The sequence below is a fragment of the Kosakonia sp. MUSA4 genome, assembly GCF_013085925.1.
Taxonomy (GTDB): Bacteria; Pseudomonadota; Gammaproteobacteria; order Enterobacterales; family Enterobacteriaceae; genus Kosakonia; species Kosakonia sacchari_B.
Genome location: NZ_CP025697.1, coordinates 3,461,327 through 3,478,917 on the forward strand (window position 1 = coordinate 3,461,327; position 17,591 = coordinate 3,478,917).

The 17,591-nt window shown below is 54.5% G+C and carries 14 protein-coding genes and 1 riboswitch; of the genes, 1 reads left to right on the forward strand and 13 read right to left on the reverse strand.

The window, feature by feature from the left end; translation table 11 throughout:
- Positions 1–5 precede the first annotated feature (5 nt).
- The 11 genes from C0557_RS16370 to C0557_RS16420 all read right to left on the reverse strand — a co-directional run bounded on the left by C0557_RS16370 (position 6) and on the right by C0557_RS16420 (position 13,355).
- Positions 6–869 carry an ABC transporter ATP-binding protein gene (locus C0557_RS16370; protein WP_208662997.1) on the reverse strand — a complete coding sequence of 288 codons (864 nt, stop codon included), beginning with the start codon at positions 867–869 and terminating at the stop codon, positions 6–8.
- Positions 841–1,746, reverse strand: coding sequence for an ABC transporter permease (locus tag C0557_RS16375; protein WP_074778268.1), 906 nt, complete (start codon positions 1,744–1,746; stop codon positions 841–843). Before C0557_RS16375 ends, C0557_RS16370 begins: the two co-directional genes overlap by 29 nt.
- Positions 1,743–2,780 (reverse strand): ABC transporter permease, encoded by a 1,038-nt coding sequence (locus tag C0557_RS16380; RefSeq protein WP_074778270.1) that lies wholly within the window; start codon positions 2,778–2,780, stop codon positions 1,743–1,745. The genes C0557_RS16375 and C0557_RS16380 overlap by 4 nt, the downstream gene beginning before the upstream one ends.
- On the reverse strand, positions 2,777–4,405 hold the full coding sequence (locus C0557_RS16385; RefSeq protein ID WP_074778272.1) for an ABC transporter substrate-binding protein: 1,629 nt from the start codon (positions 4,403–4,405) through the stop codon (positions 2,777–2,779). The genes C0557_RS16380 and C0557_RS16385 overlap by 4 nt, the downstream gene beginning before the upstream one ends.
- A 99-nt stretch (positions 4,406–4,504) precedes the next feature.
- On the reverse strand, positions 4,505–5,659 hold the full coding sequence (locus C0557_RS16390; protein WP_208659544.1) for a mandelate racemase family protein: 1,155 nt from the start codon (positions 5,657–5,659) through the stop codon (positions 4,505–4,507).
- Between the two features lie 246 nt (positions 5,660–5,905).
- Positions 5,906–6,958, reverse strand: coding sequence for a class I fructose-bisphosphate aldolase (gene fbaB, locus C0557_RS16395; protein WP_007371229.1), 1,053 nt, complete (start codon positions 6,956–6,958; stop codon positions 5,906–5,908).
- A gap of 150 nt (positions 6,959–7,108) precedes the next feature.
- Positions 7,109–7,909, reverse strand: a complete 801-nt coding sequence (gene thiD / locus C0557_RS16400; RefSeq protein WP_208659546.1) for a bifunctional hydroxymethylpyrimidine kinase/phosphomethylpyrimidine kinase — start codon at positions 7,907–7,909, stop codon at positions 7,109–7,111.
- Entirely contained in the window at positions 7,906–8,694 is a 789-nt protein-coding gene (gene thiM / locus C0557_RS16405; protein ID WP_208659548.1) for a hydroxyethylthiazole kinase, read from the reverse strand. The genes thiD and thiM overlap by 4 nt, the downstream gene beginning before the upstream one ends.
- A gap of 37 nt (positions 8,695–8,731) precedes the next feature.
- A riboswitch (TPP riboswitch) is annotated at positions 8,732–8,828 on the reverse strand.
- A gap of 632 nt (positions 8,829–9,460) precedes the next feature.
- Positions 9,461–10,132, reverse strand: a complete 672-nt coding sequence (locus C0557_RS16410) for a hypothetical protein (protein ID WP_208659550.1) — start codon at positions 10,130–10,132, stop codon at positions 9,461–9,463.
- Between the two features lie 333 nt (positions 10,133–10,465).
- Positions 10,466–12,004 (reverse strand): methyl-accepting chemotaxis protein, encoded by a 1,539-nt coding sequence (locus C0557_RS16415; protein WP_208659552.1) that lies wholly within the window; start codon positions 12,002–12,004, stop codon positions 10,466–10,468.
- A gap of 277 nt (positions 12,005–12,281) precedes the next feature.
- Positions 12,282–13,355 carry a LacI family DNA-binding transcriptional regulator gene (locus C0557_RS16420; protein ID WP_208659554.1) on the reverse strand — a complete coding sequence of 358 codons (1,074 nt, stop codon included), beginning with the start codon at positions 13,353–13,355 and terminating at the stop codon, positions 12,282–12,284.
- Between the two features lie 268 nt (positions 13,356–13,623).
- On the opposite strand from C0557_RS16420, the gene C0557_RS16425 reads away from it, so the two are divergent.
- Entirely contained in the window at positions 13,624–14,889 is a 1,266-nt protein-coding gene (locus C0557_RS16425; RefSeq protein ID WP_035888884.1) for a maltoporin, read from the forward strand.
- A gap of 234 nt (positions 14,890–15,123) precedes the next feature.
- Here the strand turns inward: C0557_RS16425 and C0557_RS16430 are convergent, their stop codons facing one another.
- Together C0557_RS16430 and C0557_RS16435 are read right to left on the reverse strand one after the other, a co-directional pair.
- Positions 15,124–15,444 carry a glucose PTS transporter subunit EIIB gene (locus C0557_RS16430; protein ID WP_208663000.1) on the reverse strand — a complete coding sequence of 107 codons (321 nt, stop codon included), beginning with the start codon at positions 15,442–15,444 and terminating at the stop codon, positions 15,124–15,126.
- A 66-nt stretch (positions 15,445–15,510) separates the two neighbouring features.
- Positions 15,511–17,568, reverse strand: a complete 2,058-nt coding sequence (locus C0557_RS16435; RefSeq protein ID WP_208659557.1) for a beta-galactosidase — start codon at positions 17,566–17,568, stop codon at positions 15,511–15,513.
- Positions 17,569–17,591 lie beyond the last annotated feature (23 nt).

A 17,591-nucleotide genomic window follows, 5' to 3' on the forward strand; every position in this document is an offset into this window, starting at 1 on the left:
TCTCCTTACTCGCCAAGCCAGCTAGCCTGACGCTGCAACACCGGCAGCAGCGGGCGACGATGATGGATTTCCGGCAGGGCCTGAATCAGCCCCTGCGTATAAGGATGCTGCGCGTTATCAAGATCGCGGGCGGCAATCGATTCCACCACCCGGCCTGCGTACATCACCAGCACCCGGTCGCAGAAACTGCGCACCAGATTGATATCGTGGCTGATAAAAATCAGTCCCAGCCCACGCGATTTCACCAGATCGTCAAGCAAGCCGAGCACCTGCAGGCGCACCGACACATCCAGCGCAGAGGTCGGTTCGTCGGCGATCACCAGTTCCGGATCGGTAATCAGCATCATGGCGATCATAATGCGTTGTCCCTGCCCGCCGGAGATTTCATGCGGGTAGAGCTGGTAAACCCGCTCCGGCTGGCGAATGCGTACCACATCAAGCATCTCCAGCACTTTGGCCTTCGCCTCGGCCTTTTTCCCCGGATGGTGGGTTAACCAGGCTTCAGCGATCTGATCGCCGACGCAGACTACCGGGTTCAGCGAATATTTTGGATCCTGCATAATCATCGAGATACGCTTACCGCGCACCTGGCGCATCTGCGCCTCGTCAATATTCAGCAGGTCGATATCGCCGAACTGCATGCGATCGGCCTGGATGCACGCTTTTGCCGGATGCAGCCGCAGCAGCGCGCGCCCGACGGTGGATTTCCCGGAACCGGACTCGCCGACAATCGCCAGCTTCTCCTGACCGAGGGTGAAAGAGACGCCGCGCACCGCATGTGTTACCGCGCGACCGTTGACGAAATCGACATGCAGATTGCGCACATCGAGCAGCGGCGAATTATTCGCTGCGAGGATCGAGGATGTCACGTAAGCCATCTCCCAAGAAGTTGAACGCCAGACTGTTGATCAAAATCGCCAGCCCCGGAATGGTCACCACCCACCAGCACTCCATCATGTAGGTGCGGCCGCTGGAGATCATCGCGCCCCACTCTGGCTCCGGCGGCTGCGCACCCAGCCCAAGAAAGCCCAGACCGGCAGCGGTCAAAATGATGCCCGCCATATTCATGGTGATACGGATGATCACCGACGGCAGACACAGCGGCACAACGTGGCGCCACAGCACGCGCAGCGGCGAAGCGCCCTGCAAACGCACCGCCGAGATAAAATCGGCCTGGCGCAGCGACAGGGTTTCGGCTCGTGCCAGACGGGCAATCGGCGGCCAGGCGGTCAGCGTAATCGCGATCACCACATGCTCAAGACCAGGACCCAGCGCCGCAACAAACGCCAGTGCCAGTACCAGGCTCGGAAAGGAGATAAAAATATCGGTGACGCGCATCAGCACCATATCGACCTTGCCGCCAAAGTAACCGGCGCTAACCCCAAGCAATAAACCCAGCGGCCCGACGGTGAGAGAAACCAGCAGAACGATATAGAGCGTAATGCGCGAGCCGTACACCAGACGGCTGAAGATATCGCGGCCAAACTCGTCGGTGCCGAACCAGTGCGCGGCATTCGGCGCGGTCAACGCGCTGTCTAAGTCCTGCACCAGCGGGTTATACGGCGCGATGAGCGGCGCGAAAATAGCCACAATCAGCAACAGCAGAATGATGCTGCCGCCGATGGCAGTCAGTGGGTTACGCGCCATCTTGCCGATAAAACCCGCCGCACGTCCCAGCGCGCGTTTTAGCCGCAGGCTGCGTTCCTGCGCCGTGGTCGCAACAGGCGTATCGAAGGAAACCGTCATGATTTCGTCCTCGGATCAAAGAGTTGATACAGCATGTCGGAGAGCAGGTTGAGCAGCACGAAAATCACCCCCACCAGCAACACGCAGCCCATCACCGCGTTCATATCGCCCAGCAGCAGGCTACCGGTCAGATAGGAGCCAAAACCCGGCCATGAGAAAACGGTTTCAATCAGCACCGCCCCTTCCAGCAGCGAGCCGTAAGCCAGCGCCACCACCGTTAGCAACTGCACAAGAATATTGCGAAACGCGTGGTTCCAGATCACCTGCCGTTCGGTCAGCCCCTTCACTCGCGCGGTAATGATGAACTCCTGGGATAACTGCGCCAGCATAAAGCTGCGGGTCATACGGCTGATGTAGGCCAGCGAGTGAAAACCGAGCAGCGACGCGGGCAGCACCAGGTGATTCAGCGCATTCCAGAACACTTGTCCATTCCCCGCCAGCAGTGCATCGACGGTCATCAGCCCGGTACGATGCGGCACAACACCGTCGAGCCCTAAATCGAGACGCCCTGCACCGCCCACCCAGCCGAGCCAGGCGTAGAACAGCAGCAGCCCCATCATGCCGACCCAGAAGATCGGCGTGGAGTATCCGGCGAGGCTGATAATGCGCACCACATAATCGGAAAGGCTGTTGCGCCGCGCCGCCGCCAGCACGCCGAGCGGAATGCCCAGCCCGGCGCCGACAATGATCGCCACCGTCGCCAGCTCCAGCGTCGCCGGGAAAACGCGCACAATGTCGTCCAGCACCGGTTTACCGGTCAGCAACGCATTGCCAAGGTTGCCGTGCAGCAAGTTATTCAGGTAGATGCCAAACTGCGTCATCAGCGATTTATCAAAGCCAAGCTGCTGATAAACCTGCTGGTAGGTGCTCTGATCGGCATCCGGGCCAACAATCGCCAGCACCGGATCGATCGGCATCACGCGACCAATAAAGAAGGTCAACAGCAGTAACCCGAACAGGGTCACCGCCACCTGCGTCAGCCTTTTTGACAAACGCCTGGCGCGCGAGCCAGGGGCAAGCAGAACTGTACTCATCCTTTATCTCCTCCGGGGGCGTCGCTTTTGTAGACTTCACGCAGGAAAGTGGTGGCCGAGGGGTGCGACTGGAAGTTTTTCACCTCATTGCGCACCACCACCGAATCAACCATTTGCGACAGCGGGATCAGCGCGGGGATCAACTGGTCATAACGCACCTGAATCTGCTGGTATTCGGTTTTCTGTTTCTGCGGATCGCGTTCCAGCAGCGCCTGGTCGATCATCTCGTTGAGTGGTTTGTCGTAAAAACTGGTGCGCCAGCCCTGGAAGTTGGTCAGCCGGGCTTCATCACTGTTATCCGGGTTGTAGACCAGTGCGCGCAGGCTGGAGTGCGGATGTGGTTCCACGCCGCTGCCGCCGCGTCCGACCAGCATGTCAAACTGCCGTTCGCGCATCGCGCCGTAAATCTGGTTACCGGTGCCGGTGATGATTTTGGCGTTGATGCCCGCCTGCATTAGCGTGGACTGCACGGCGATGGCGATATTGAGGAATGGCTGATCTGCCAGCACGCGCAGTGTGGTGTCGAAACCGTCCGGGTAACCCGCTTCCGCCAGCAGCTTTTTCGCCCGCGGAATATCCAGCCGGTAGCCTGGATCCGGCAACGTTGACGGCATCCCGGCTTTGATCGGTCGCTGGTGCAGCACGCCGTAACCTGGCATCAGCGCTTTATTGATGCCCTGGTAATCAATCAGATAGCGTACCGCTTCCCGCACTTTCGGGTTGGCAAAGTGCGGCTCCTTCATGCTCATCGCCACGTAATAAACCGTACCCTTCTGCACTGCTTCGACGGTCACATCAGGATCTTTACGCAGCGCGTTGATGTCAGAAACCGCCATGTTGTTGGCAACGTCGAGGTCGCCTTTTGCCAGCATCAGCCGCAAGGTTTGCGACTCCTGAAAGTGGCGTAACACCACGCGACTGAGCTTCGGCTCCTCGCGCCAGTAGTCCGGATTGCGCTTCATACGCAGCACATCTTTTGCCTGCCAGGTCTCCAGCATAAACGGCCCGGAACCGGCTTCGTTGGTGGTCAGCCAGCGGTTGCCCCAGTCGTTATTCGCCGCGTGCGCCTCAACGGTTTTGCGATCCAGTACACCGAGGTTCCCGAGCGCGCCGAGCGAGTAGATAACCAGTTGTGGATCGTTAGGCTTAGGCAGGACGATCTGCACGGTATACGCATCCGGTGCGCTCACCTGCTGATCGATGTTCTTCTTACTGAAGCCGTAGGATTTCCACACCGACGCCTGTGCAAGATTGAGGTGCAGCAGACGACGCATTGACCACACCACATCTTCCGCCGTCAGCGGGTTGCCGGAGTGAAACTTCACGTTGTGACGTAAATGGAAAGTGAGCGTTTTGCCGTCCGGGCTGATTTGCCAGGACTCCGCCAGCGCCGGTTTCACGTTGGTCAGCTCATTCGGATCCAGCTCCACCAGCGAATCGTAGAGATTGACCACAATACCGACCACTTCATTGCCGGTCATCGCTGCCGGATCGAGCGTCAGCAGGTTGTTCATGTTCATACCGATGATGAGCTGATCGGGCGGCGTTTTCGCCAGCGCCGCGCCGCTCCCCATCATCAGCGAGAGCGCGAGTAAGCACGCGCCTGCAAGGGAGGAATTTTTCATCTGTATACCGTTTGTAGGGTACGTTTTGCCGGAGGGCTTGCGCCTTTTCCGGCGTACGCGGCCCGAAAGTCAGTGCTGTCGGGCATTTATTGTTATGGGTCAGTCGTGGCTGACGGTATTCGCTTCGATATACGCAAAATTGATGTCTTCGCCGAGCCCCGGACGCTGCGGCAGATGGACGAAACCCTCTTCATCCATCGGGTCCACAATGCTGTTGAGGTACGCCGCGGGCTGATCGTAATCGAGGAACGGATGCAGCAGGCCGCGTTCGTACCAGCGGCAGTTGCGGATAGAGCCAATCACCGCGAGGCTTGCCGCGCCATTGCCGTGCACTTCGCAATCCATACCGAAGGATTCGGCCAGATTTGCCACTTTCAGCGTCGGCGAAATACCGCCCACCCCGTTAGCACCGGCACGCAGAATGTCGCAGGCGCCGGCTTTTACCCAGTCGGCACGGCTGTGGTGCTTACCGCCGAGGCTCTCCGGCCCGATAATCGGAATTGACAGGTTTTCCGCCAGCCAGGCGTAAGAAGACATGCTCTCTTCTTCCATCGGTTCTTCAAACCAGGCGAAGTTGAGCTTTTCCAGCGCCTTGCCGATGTACAGCGCCTCGGTACGGCTGTACCAGTGATAGCCGTCGATCATCAGATCGATATCCGGGCCAACCGCCTCACGCACGGCAGCGCAGGCGTTAACATCCATTTTCGGGTTGGGCGCAAATTTGACCGGCGGCATCCAGGTGTGCAGTTTGATCGCTTTATAGCCACGTGCCACCAGCTTTTCGGCAAACGCAGCGTACTCTTCCGGCGTCGAGAGACCGCCCTCCAGATCGTCGCCGCACATGGTGCTGCCATACGCCGGAACTTTATCGCGGTAGCCACCGAGCAGTTTGTAGACCGGCATATTCAGTTTGCGGCCAATCAGGTCCCACAACGCCTGTTCAACAAACGACAGCGCGCGCTCGGTAAGTTGATGAGCGCTGCCGCGCTGCCAGTGCACCAGATCCTGCCAGATACGCTCGCGGTTAAACGGATCCTGCCCGACCATCACTTTGCGGAAAAAGGCATTCAGCACAAAAGGACGCACCACTTCCGGCGGCGCGAATGCGTACCCTTTGCTGCCATCGTCAGCGGTGATGGTTAACATCGCCATCTTCGCCTGGGTTTCCGGCCCCGGATGCGAATGCCCGGCGCTGTCGGAAACCCGGCGCGTGGGGTGCTGAAAGACGGTGACATTTACAGATTCAATTTTCATTACGTATCCTTGGTGTTTTTGAAAAGCCGTTTCAGAACAAAATATATGCACAAAAATGCGCCGCAGCCTCGGACAATTTCCGCTAAGCATTGGCCATTTTTTGGGCATGCGCACGAGGATGCGTGACACTTTTCACAAAAGATTACGGAAGTGTGATGAAGATCGGGAAGGGGGTTTTATCTAATTGAAATTGCGTTTTACTTGCGAACCCCCTCCCCCGAAGAGGAGAGGATATGGCGAAAGCCGTTATGCGATGGTCACTTTCTGATCGAGATAGACATCCTGCACAGCGTTAATCAGTTTCACGCCGTCGGCCATGGTTTTCTTGAACGCTTTACGGCCAAGGATCAACCCCATGCCACCCGCGCGTTTATTGATAACCGCCGTACGGACAGCATCGGCCAGATCGGTGTCGCCACCAGCAGCGCCGCCGGAGTTGATCAGCCCCGCGCGCCCCATGTAGCAGTTCGCCAGTTGGTAACGCACCAGATCGATCGGGTTATCGCTGGTCAGTTTGCTGTAGACGCGTTCATCGGTATAACCGAAATTGACCGCCTTATAGCCGCCGTTGTTTTCCGCCATTTTCTGCTTCACGATGTCCGCGCCGATGGTGGCGGCAATGTGGTTCGCCTGGCCGGTCAAATCCGCTGAAACATGGTAATCCACGCCATCTTTCTTGAAGGCAGAGTTGCGCAGATAGGCCCAAAGCACGGTTACCAGCCCCAGTTCATGAGCGCGTTCGAAGGCGGCAGAGATCTCTTCAATCTGGCGACGGGATTCCAGCGATCCAAAATAGATGGTCGCGCCAACGGCCACCGCGCCCATATTGAACGCCTGTTCAACGCTGGCATACAGCGTCTGGTCATATTCCGTCGGGTAGCTGAGAGTTTCGTTGTGGTTGAGTTTAACGAGGAAGGGAATGCGGTGCGCGTAGCGGCGGGAAACAGAGGCCAGCACGCCGTAGGTGGAGGCGACGCAGTTACACCCGGCTTCAATCGCCAGTTCCACAATATTCTTCGGATCGAAATAGAGCGGATTCGCTGCAAAGGATGCGCCCGCCGAGTGCTCAATCCCCTGGTCAACCGGCAAAATAGACAGATACCCGGTGCCCGCCAGCCGCCCGTGGTTATACAGCGTCTGCATGTTACGCAGCACCGCAGGCGGACGGTTGTTATCGACCATTACGCGATCCACGTAATCGCCGCCTGGCAAATAGAGTTGGTCAGCGGGGATGGTCATACAGCGGTGTTGCAGAAGGCTGTCGGCGTCTTTGCCAAGTAACTGCACAATATCAGTCATAGCTATGCTCCCGTAAGCTTCGCGCAAAGCGAATTGGATTATCCCGACCTGCCTTACGGCAGGCAGAAATAAGCCTGGTACTCATACGCGAGATTTTCCACCGCTGCCTTTTTTTTCAGCATAATCTGCTGGCACGTTTCGGATCCCGGTTTACCACCACTGATGGAAATGGTGCACCGGCCCGTTTCCGCTGCCGACTTCCAGCGAATCCGCCTGCGCCAGCGCGGCCGTCAGCCACTGTTTGGCTTCCGCGACCGTCGACGCCCAGTCATTGTGGCGCGGGCGCAGCGCAGCCAGCGCGGCGGAAAGCGTGCAGCCTGTGCCGTGGGTATTTTTCGTCGCCACGCGCGGCGCAGTAAAGCGTAGCGCACCTTCACGGGTGAAGAGCCAGTCCGGGCTTTCGGCATCATCCAGATGACCGCCTTTCATCAGCACAGCCTCGCAGCCAAGCGCCAGCAGCGCTTCGCCCTGCGCATGCATCTCCTGCTCGTTGCGGGCATGCGGCGCGTCAAGCAGCGCCGCGGCCTCCGGCAGATTGGGCGTAATAAGTGAAACCTGCGGCAGTAAATGCTGACGCAGCGCCGACACGGCGGAGGGCGACAGCAGCGGGTCGCCGCTCTTGGCGAGCATTACCGTATCCAGCACCACATTACGCACCTGATAGCGGCGCAGGCGCTCCGCCACCGCTTCGACGATATCGGTTTCCGCCAGCATGCCGATTTTGGTGGTATCGATACGTACATCGCTGAGCACCGAGTCGAGCTGCGCGGCGACAAAATCTGGTTCGATACGGTACACCGACTGCACGCCGCGGGTGTTTTGCGCCACCAGCGCGGTGATCACCGAACAGCCGTAAGCGCCGAGCGCCGAGAAGGTTTTTAAATCGGCCTGAATTCCCGCGCCGCCGCTGGGATCGGTACCGGCGATGGTCAACGCATTGATTCGCTTCATAACGCGCCCTCCCCGCCGAGTGTGTAGAGCGCGTCGAGAAACGCGGGCGTAAAGCTGCCCGGCCCGTTGCTGTTCGCTACCGCCAGGCTGCCCGCCAGCCCGAACCAGGCGCAGGCAGCGGCCACATTCGCCAGGCGATCGCCTTGCAGTGCGCAACTGGCGGCGACTACGGCGGATAATGCGCAACCGGTGCCGACAACCCGCGTCATCAGCACATCACCACCCGCGACCATCAGTGTACGACGGCCATCAGTGACGTAGTCCACTTCGCCGGTAACGGCCACCACCGCACCGGTTTGCCGCGCCAGCGCCTGCGCCGCGGGCAACGCATTGCTGGCGGTATCAGTGGTATCGACACCGCGCCCGCCTGCGCTCGCTCCCGCGAGAGCCAGAATTTCAGAGGCATTGCCGCGGATCGCCGCCGGATGCAGGGCAAGCAGTTGCTGACAAAATTGCGTACGAAAAGTGAGTGCGCCAACGGCAACAGGATCGAGCGTCCAGGGTTTGCCCGCCGCATTTGCGCTTTCAGCGGCCGCCAGCATCGCGTCGGCCCGCTCGCGGGTTAAGGTACCCACGTTAATCAACAGCGCATCGGCAATCGCGCTGAATTGCTGCGCCTCGTCGCGATCAATCACCATGGCCGGTGACGCGCCAAGCGCCAACAGCACATTGGCGGTAAAGGTTTGTACAACATCATTGGTCATACAGTGAACAAGCGGGGAATGGCGGCGGAATTGCTGTAAGGCATGTGCGGTTTGCGCACGATCGAGCAGGTCAGGTTGCATGGTTTCGCTCCTGCCAGGCCGTGAAAGAAGTGATGGCCCGACAGGCATCTGACTTCCCTACGCTGGCATTATCCAGATCAGGTAATACGGGTATTTCTCAGCCTTCACAAAGAAGGGCACCCCGAGTCATTTACTAAAAAATCAAAAACTTGCGATTAATGCTCTCATTAATCCCTGTTCAGGATCATGCCAGCGGGAAGACAAAGACACAACCCTTATAAAAAAGCATATGCCTCGCATCGCAACCCATGCTGACACGCTCACGTCACAACGACAGCTTCACCGGCTAATCTGCTTTTCAATAAGCAGGTGCAAGCCATGAGAATTTAATGATTTCAGAGCGGTAAAATATACAACAGCGATACTGACGGGCAGTCTGACACGTTGACTTTCGTGGCTACTGAAATCACAGGTATGTTTCTCTACCCCGTAAAGAACGGTTTTTTACTGCCTGGCAGGAAAGGAATACGGTGATGTGGTCAGTGTCTATACAAAACCCGAAACGAATTTTTTATAATTATGTTGTGCTGCTCCCGGTTATCAATCGTATTGATTAAAGCTAAATCAGTTAACTTTTTTAATTACCCTGCTAAGGAAATGGGTGTCGTATAACACCCATCTGGCTGAGCCTGTTCCCATTTACCACTGTAAAAACCCGCAACTTCAGAGTGGACATCATTTGTTGGATACTTCACTCAGCGGGTTTATACATTATATATCCACGGGTATCACGTTGGGTAACGAGTAACCACGCTCTTTATACTCTTTAGCCGATCTGCGATTTCTTGAATATTTTCTTTTCATTATATTCAACAATGCTTCTTTTCGTTAAATGATAAAAAGCCGATAAAACAAACCCCAGCATTAACGATAACATTATGCATATCCCTGCCTTGTATTTCTTACTAACTTCACCCTTACTGAGAAAGATAAAATCCTTTTCCTTTGAATAATCAAGCTTTGTAATAAAGGCTATTTTTGTATAGAGTTCAGTGCCATTCATCTCATTGTTTTTATTATCATCAATTATTCTTTTATATGCTTGATAATCCTGGATATACCAGGCACTGATTTTTTGATATATCGCTTTAATGGCAGCATCAGCAACCGGTTTTTCTGAAACTGTACCTCTCCAGATGAGATTAATTACTTTTGTTCTTTCATCTGGCTGAATGGTAAATCTGTCACTATTGTCTTTGATAATGGATTCAATGAAATTCGACTTGCAATCAAAATCAGTATCACAATTAATAATCATACTGGGAGCATCACTGTTTATTTTTACCTCATAATTGATATCTACTTTATCTTTTTCAACCCACAAAAAAATAATTGCTAAAATCAGCGCTACCGCCATTGATAAAATGATGCTTTTACTTTTCTTTTTTATAAAGAAAAGCAACTCCAGTAAATCTATCTCTGTCGTTTCATTTTTCATGTTTACATCACCACATTAATCAACAAGTATATTAAACAAACAAAAGTAACTGCTAAAAAACCGAAGAACAGCTTGGCTGGAATCGTATATTTCATTTTGTTATGTAATAGGGAAAAGGATAGTCTACTGCTTATCAGATCGTAGGAAAACTCCTAATTTTCATTGTTTCGCACTTTTTTCATGCGGTGTGACTGTTGCTTCACCCAGCCCAGCCTTACCAGCCTCCCCGCTCCCTTTCAAACGCCTTGCGTTGCTGGAACCGGAACGCAAAATCACCTTTCTCGACCATAAAAAAAGAGGCAGGCCGAAGCCTGCCTGACACCGTTTCAGTCCTCAGTTAAGTTTGAAGACGGCAACGGCCTGTTTAAGGAGTTGCGACTGCTCTTTCAGCGAATGTGCCGCAGCAGAGGCTTCCTCAACAAGTGCGGCGTTCTGCTGGGTAACGGAATCCATTTGCGCGACAGCAATATTGATCTGCTCAATACCGCGGCTTTGCTCATTGGTTGAGAGATCAATCTCCGACATCAGTTCGGACACCTGTTTAACGGAAGCGATAATGCGCTTCATGCTTTCGCCTGCTCGCTCCACCCTTTCGCTGCCAAGCTGAACCTGGTTGCCGGACTGCTCAATCAACTCCTTAATCTCTTTCGCAGCAACCGACGAGCGTTGTGCCAGATTGCGGACTTCGCTGGCGACAACGGCAAAACCGCGCCCCTGCTCTCCGGCGCGGGCTGCCTCAACGGCCGCGTTAAGCGCCAGGATATTAGTCTGGAAAGCAATATCTTCAATCAGGCCGATAATTGTGTCGATTTTGCCGGAACTGCTTTCGATTTCCTTCATTGAAAGCACCGCTTCTTCAACGATTGTGTTGCCCTCTTGCGCGGAGTTGCGCATGTTGCTGGCAAGCTGGTTAGCCTGGTGCGTATTTTCTGAGGTGTGTTTCACCGTGGAGGTCAGTTGTTCCATGCTGGCGGCCGTTTCGCCAAGGGAAGCGGCCTGCGACTCTGTTCGTGCCGAGAGATCCGTATTTCCGGCGGCAATCTCTTCCGCAGCATGAGCCACACTTTCGCTTGAATGACGAACCTGCGCAATGATATCCACCAGCGAAAGACGCATCTGCTCCAGCGAGCTGAGCAACGTCCCGATTTCATCTTTCGAGCGAGATATCACCGGGCTATGCAGTTCTCCGGCAGCCATCTGCTGACAGTGAAGCCGCGCAGCGTCAAGAGGAGAAAGAACGCGTCGCCGTATCAGGATAAACATGGCGATGATAATCAGCGTAAACAGCAGAGCGAAAATAACGATAGTGACCACACTGTTGGTAAAGCGGCTCTGCGCGTCATTATTAAGGCGCTGTGCGTTTTTCTCGCGAAACGCCAGCAAATTATCCAGCGTGATTTCGAACTGACGATCGAGTACCGGGATCGTATCGCTGACCAGTTGATTAAAGCGCGCGCTGTCATTACGGTTCGCGGCATCCATCAACGGTTTCAGACCATCATTGACATAAACATGCCAGGCATTGTTATAGGGAGCGGAAAACTGTTCTTCACCCGCGATATGTGAAGCCGCCTGATAGGCGTCAAAAGCAGCAGAAGCTTTCTGCATCACTTCTTGCGCTTTCTCAAGTGATGCCCGGGTTTTCTCACTGTCGCCAAGGCTGGCGTTAATCATCGCTTCCATCAGCCTGACCCGCAATGTACGGCTGTGGTTGATCGGATCGATCACGGATAACACCACGCGAATTTCTTTGTTCACACTGTCCAGTGACTGGTTGCTGCGCGTAAGTGACCAAAGGTTAGAAGTAGAACTGATGAGGAAGATACAGAGTAAGAGACTGAAAATAAGAAAAGAAAACCGTCGTAATGACATATTTTTACCCTTGTATAAGATAACGACACAACCATCGGCCCCACAAAAAGCGGTGCGGCCTGCGACAATTATCGGCACAAGAGCGTGAATATTTAGGTTAAGGCTAAGAAGATAATTGCGAATAACGCTGACGCAAAACGATTGTCGTGCTTCCCGTATACATCATGCCAGCAACGCCGCCCTGGCATGATGCGTTTTCTGAAACTGACGCCAAAAGCGCAGTAATCGCTGTAAACCGAAGCGCTACCGGCACAATGCCGATGGCGCTTCGTATCGCTTACTTCCACAGCTGATGCGCAATAGCCTGCAATTGCCGGGAGATCTCCTGCAAATTGGTCCCCTGCTCCTGCAACGCGCCGGTTGAATGGCGCACGATAAGTTTTGCAGGCAGCACCGACGAACTGCGCGCCGCATCGTCGTGACCGCTGTCGAGCAGACGGCGTACCGCTTCTTTACCCTGCAAATCGAGATCCAGCGAAACGGTGGTCAGCGACGGATAGAAGAACGAACTTTCATAGGTGCCGTCGTAACCCACCACCGATTTCTCGCCGGGAATGGCAATCTGATGCTGATGGAAGGCGCTCAATACGCCCAGCGCCATCTGATCGTTCCCTACCAACACGGCGGTGAAATTCGGCGTTTCACGCAGCATCTGTAACGCGCCAGCGTAGCCGCTCTGCGCATCCCAGTTCCCATGAAATACCGTTACCGGTTTCAGCCCATAGCTGCTGAGCGTATCGATCCAACTTTTCAGCCGCAGATTCGCCGACACCGATGATTCCGGCCCGGCCAGCAGCGCGATCTCACGGTGGCCCAGTTCGTACAGATGCTTAACGCTGGCGCGGGTGCCATCCGCCGGATTAAACGAAACGTTAAACACGGAACTGTAAGGATCGACATCGAGAAACAAGCAGACAATGTCATCGTTGTCAGAGGCGATGCGCTGGGCCTCTTCGGTTTCCAGCGGCACGTTGATGATCACTTTATCGACCAGTTGCGATTTCAGTTCATTGATGGCGGACTGGATATCTTGATTGACGTTCTCATCGATCATCGAAATCAAGACCTGGTAGCCATCAAGGTTGGCGTAGCGTTTCACCGCCGCCGCCACCTGCGAAGGGGCATGCAGCGCCAGCGAAGTGGTCACCAGCCCAATGGTCTGGCTCTGTTTTCCCACTAACTGCTGCGCCAGCCGGTTTGGTACGTAACGCAATAACTCTATGGATTTCTCCACTTTTAAACGCGTGGTTTCGGATACATTGGCAGATTTGTTGAGTACCCTGGACACGGTCTGGTAGGAGACACCCGCATGGCGGGCTACGTCTTCCAGCGTTGCACTTTTAGACTTCATGGTCCGGTTCCTTATGTTGTTATGCGCCAAGTGTAACAGGGGCTTCCTGAAAAAACGCTCACCACACATTCTCCTGCTTCAATTTCGAAAAATAAGTATCACGCTCACAATAACCAACATTGTGAAGAAATTCGCTATTGGTAACAAAAAAGGCTGATTTATTTGCAGTTAATCACACATTCGCAATCGTTAGTTTGCCTGTTTTTACATTTAGGCATTTTATGACATCGTTTATGTGAACGTAATACAAAAAAATAAGAGGAATGATATGAACACTACGCTACGCACTCTCACTCTTGCGTTAGCCGCTGCGCTGACTTCACCTTCACTGCTGGCTGCGACATCTGTACCGATCGACTTTCACGGCTACCTGCGCGGCGGCGTAGGCGTGTCCGGCGATGGCGGGCAGGTTGAGTGGCAAAAGAACAAGCTGGGACGCCTGGGTAACGAATCCGATACCTACGGCGAACTGGAACTGGGCTCGGAAGTGTATAAAAAAGACGAGGTGAGTTTTTACCTCGACAGCATGGTGAGCATGGTTTCCGATGGCTCTAACGACAACGAAACCACCATTGGCGACGACGCGCAGTTCGGCTTGCGCCAGTTGAATCTGCAAATCAAAGGGCTTATTCCCAACGATCCCAACGCGGTAATCTGGGGCGGTAAACGTTACTACCAGCGCCACGATCTGCACATCATCGATACCAAATACTGGAACATCTCCGGTTCCGGCGCCGGGATTGAAAACTACACCTTCGGCCCTGGCGCAGTCTCGGTGGCCTGGATCCGTGGCGACGCTAACGATGTTGATTACCGCGTTGATAACGATAACGACGTCAACATCAACTACATCGACGTTCGCTATGCGGGCTGGAAGCCGTGGTCAGGCGCGTGGACAGAGTTCGGTATCGACTACGCAATGCCAAATCCGACCAAAAAACAGAAAGAGTACGGCGGATTATACGAAGCGGATGACGGCGTGATGGTGACCGGTGAAATCAGCCAGGATATGTTTGGCGGCTATAACAAACTGGTGCTGCAATACGCCAACAAAGGGCTGGCGCAGAATATGGTGTCGCAGGGCGGCGGTTGGTACGACATGTGGCACTATGTCAACGACGCCAGCGGTTATCGCGTGATTAACACCGGGCTGATTCCGCTTACCGAGAAGTTCTCGCTGAACCACGTGCTGACCTACGGTTCAGCCAACGACATCACGGAATATACCGACAAAACCCGTCTGGTTTCACTGGTTGGCCGCGCGCAGTATCAGCTCACCAATTATGTACGTCTGATCGGTGAAGTTGGCGGTTTCTACCAGAAAGATGACTATAAAAACGGCACCCATTACAAACAGAGCGGCGAAAAATACACCTTCGCGGTGGGTCTGGCGGATGGCCCGGAATTTATGTCACGTCCTGAATTACGCGTATTCGCTTCGTATTTAAATGATTCGGAAGATGGAAAATCATTTGAAGACGGCACCAAAAATAATACCTGGAACTTTGGCGTACAGGTGGAAGCCTGGTGGTAAATACACATCATCCTTCACGTTATATCTTTGTAGGTTGCATCTGTTTACTCCGCTCAATAATTTGAGCAGGAACAGGTTTATCGCCACGATATAACGCGAATGGTAGTGTATATTAATTTACTACCCTCGTTATTTATCTCCGAGAACTGCCAGGTTATTACCTGACAGAATTTATATTGCCATTGCTTTTCTGTTCGTTATTTCGGGATACCCTCACGGGTATCCCATTTTTATTTATGTGCGGGGAGAGAAATGTTCATCGAGTAATTTACGCAGTGCATCTGATTGTTTGCCAAATATAGCATGCACCTGCTGACCCAGAATAATCACCCCCAGCGCGCCTTCATTTTGCAGCGCCTGAGAATCCACAATGGCCAGATCTTTCACCGTCACACGCAAGCGGGTCAGACAGGCATCAACATTTTCAATATTCTCCGCACCGCCAAATGCCTGCGCCAGCCGCTGGATCAGTTGCAGCTCGGCCTCGCTCATGGGCGCTGCCGCAGTATTTTTCGGTTCAGAGAAGTAGTGCAGGAAGGATTTAAGGCTCACCATCATCGGCTCCTGATTATCATTAGATAAAAAAAAGCCTGCCCGAATGGGCAGGCACACAACATCGGCTTACGCCTGGCGGCTAACGACGCGACAATCCCACGGCGTCAACACCAGCGAGCCGCTGACGGTCGCGGCCGACAGACAATCCTGGTAGCCTGGCGGCAGCGTAATCGTCTGTTGCTGGGCGCTGAAGTTCTGGATAAAGACAAACGTGGTTTCACCGTCGGTACGCGCGGTAGCCACCACGCCCGGCGGGAAATCCTGCTCAACGGCGCGCGGCAGCGCCAGTTCATCAATCATGCTGGCGAAGAAATCGCGCTGGAAAGCCAGATCGTTGCGCGAAGCGACGTGCCACGCTTTACCTTTGCCGAACTGATTGACCGTTACCGCCGTGCGTCCGGCGTAGAAATCATCCCGGTAAGTGGCCAGCGGTTTGGCGCTCTCGGCATGGATCAGTTCACACAGATGACGCGCCTGGTACGGCCCCTGTAATCCGGCCTCGTTGCCCGCCAGCCCCTGCACCAGATTGCGTTCGTTGTCATCCAGGCAGTCGATCTCCTCCGCCCAGATACCCAGCAGTTTGCGCAGTGGGCCAGGAAAGCCGCCGAGATAGCAGAGATCGCTCTCGTTCACCACGCCGGTCCAGTAGGAGGTAACCAGATGCCCGCCCGCCGCGACAAACGCCTCGGCGCGTTCGGCAAAGCCCTCGCGCACCATATAGAGCATGGGCGCGATCACCAACTGATAACGGCTCAGATCCGCGTCGGCGTTAATGACATCCACCGCGATACCCTTTTCCCAGAACGGGCGGTAGTGTTCATTAACCGTTTTTTCGTACTCCATCCCCTTATTGCGCGGACCTTCGGCATCATCCAGTGCCCAGCGGTTTTGCTGGTCGAAAATGATCGCCACGCGTGCGTCAGTGCGACAGCCCATTACCGGCGTGAGTTTTGCCAGCATTTCGCCCAGCGCGCACACTTCGCGCCCGACGCGGGTATCCAGGTGGCCAACATGGTCGATTACTGCGCCGTGGAACTTCTCAACCGAGCCGCGACTTTTCCGCCACTGAAAGTACTGCACCGAATCCGCGCCGTGCGCCACCGCCTGCAATGACGACAGAATATGCATCCCCGGCTTTTTCACTTTGCTGGTCGGCTGCCAGTTGGTGACGCTCGGTGTGGATTCCATCAGCACAAACGGTTTACCGCCTTTCAGCGTGCGCATCATGTCGTGATACATCGCGGTGTAGCAGGCGAGCTGCGTTTCATCTTTGTCCCGGTGCCACATCGGATAGCTGTCCCAGGAGATAAAGTCGAGCGCTGGCGCGAGCTGCCAGTAGTCGTAATCGTAGAAATACTCCATAAAGTTGGTGGTCACCGGCAGCCGCGCATTCGCGGCTTTCAATGGCGCGATTTCATGGCGGCAGAAATCGGTGACCTGCGCGGTATTAAAACGCCGCCAGTCGAGATTCAGGCCGTGGATCGACACTTCGCCCTGCGGCGACGGCGACTGAATTTGCGACCAGTCGCTGTAAGTGTGGCTCCAGAAATCGCTCCACCAGGCATGGTTGAGGTTTTCCAGCGTCTGATAACGGGCTTGCAGCCAGTCGCGGAATTTTTGCTGACACAAGTCGCAGTGGCATTCGCCGCCGTACTCGTTGGAAATATGCCAGCCGAGTACCGCCGGATGCTGCGCATAGCGCTCAGCCAGTAGCGTATTGATTTTCAGTGTTTTTTCCCGGTAAACCGGCGATGTCATGCAGTGGTTGTGCCGTCCGCCGTGCAGCGCCGGCACGCGATCGCGCCCGACGCGCAGCACTTGCGGGTATTTTTGCGACATCCAGGCGGGCCGCGCACCGCTCGGCGTAGCGAGGAAAATATGAATTCCCGCCGCATATAATTTTTCAATCACTGTATCCAGCCAGGCGAAATTAAATTCACCTTCCCGCGGCTCCAGTTTCGACCAGCTAAATATCCCGACCGACATGACATTGCAATTTGCCTGTTTCATCATGGCAATATCGTTATCAATAATGCCGGGGTAATTCTCCCATTGTTCCGGGTTATAGTCCGCGCCATGCAATAGCGAGACAACCTTCGGGCTTAAAGGCGCAAATTTATTCATATTAAACGTCCTGAAATTTACAA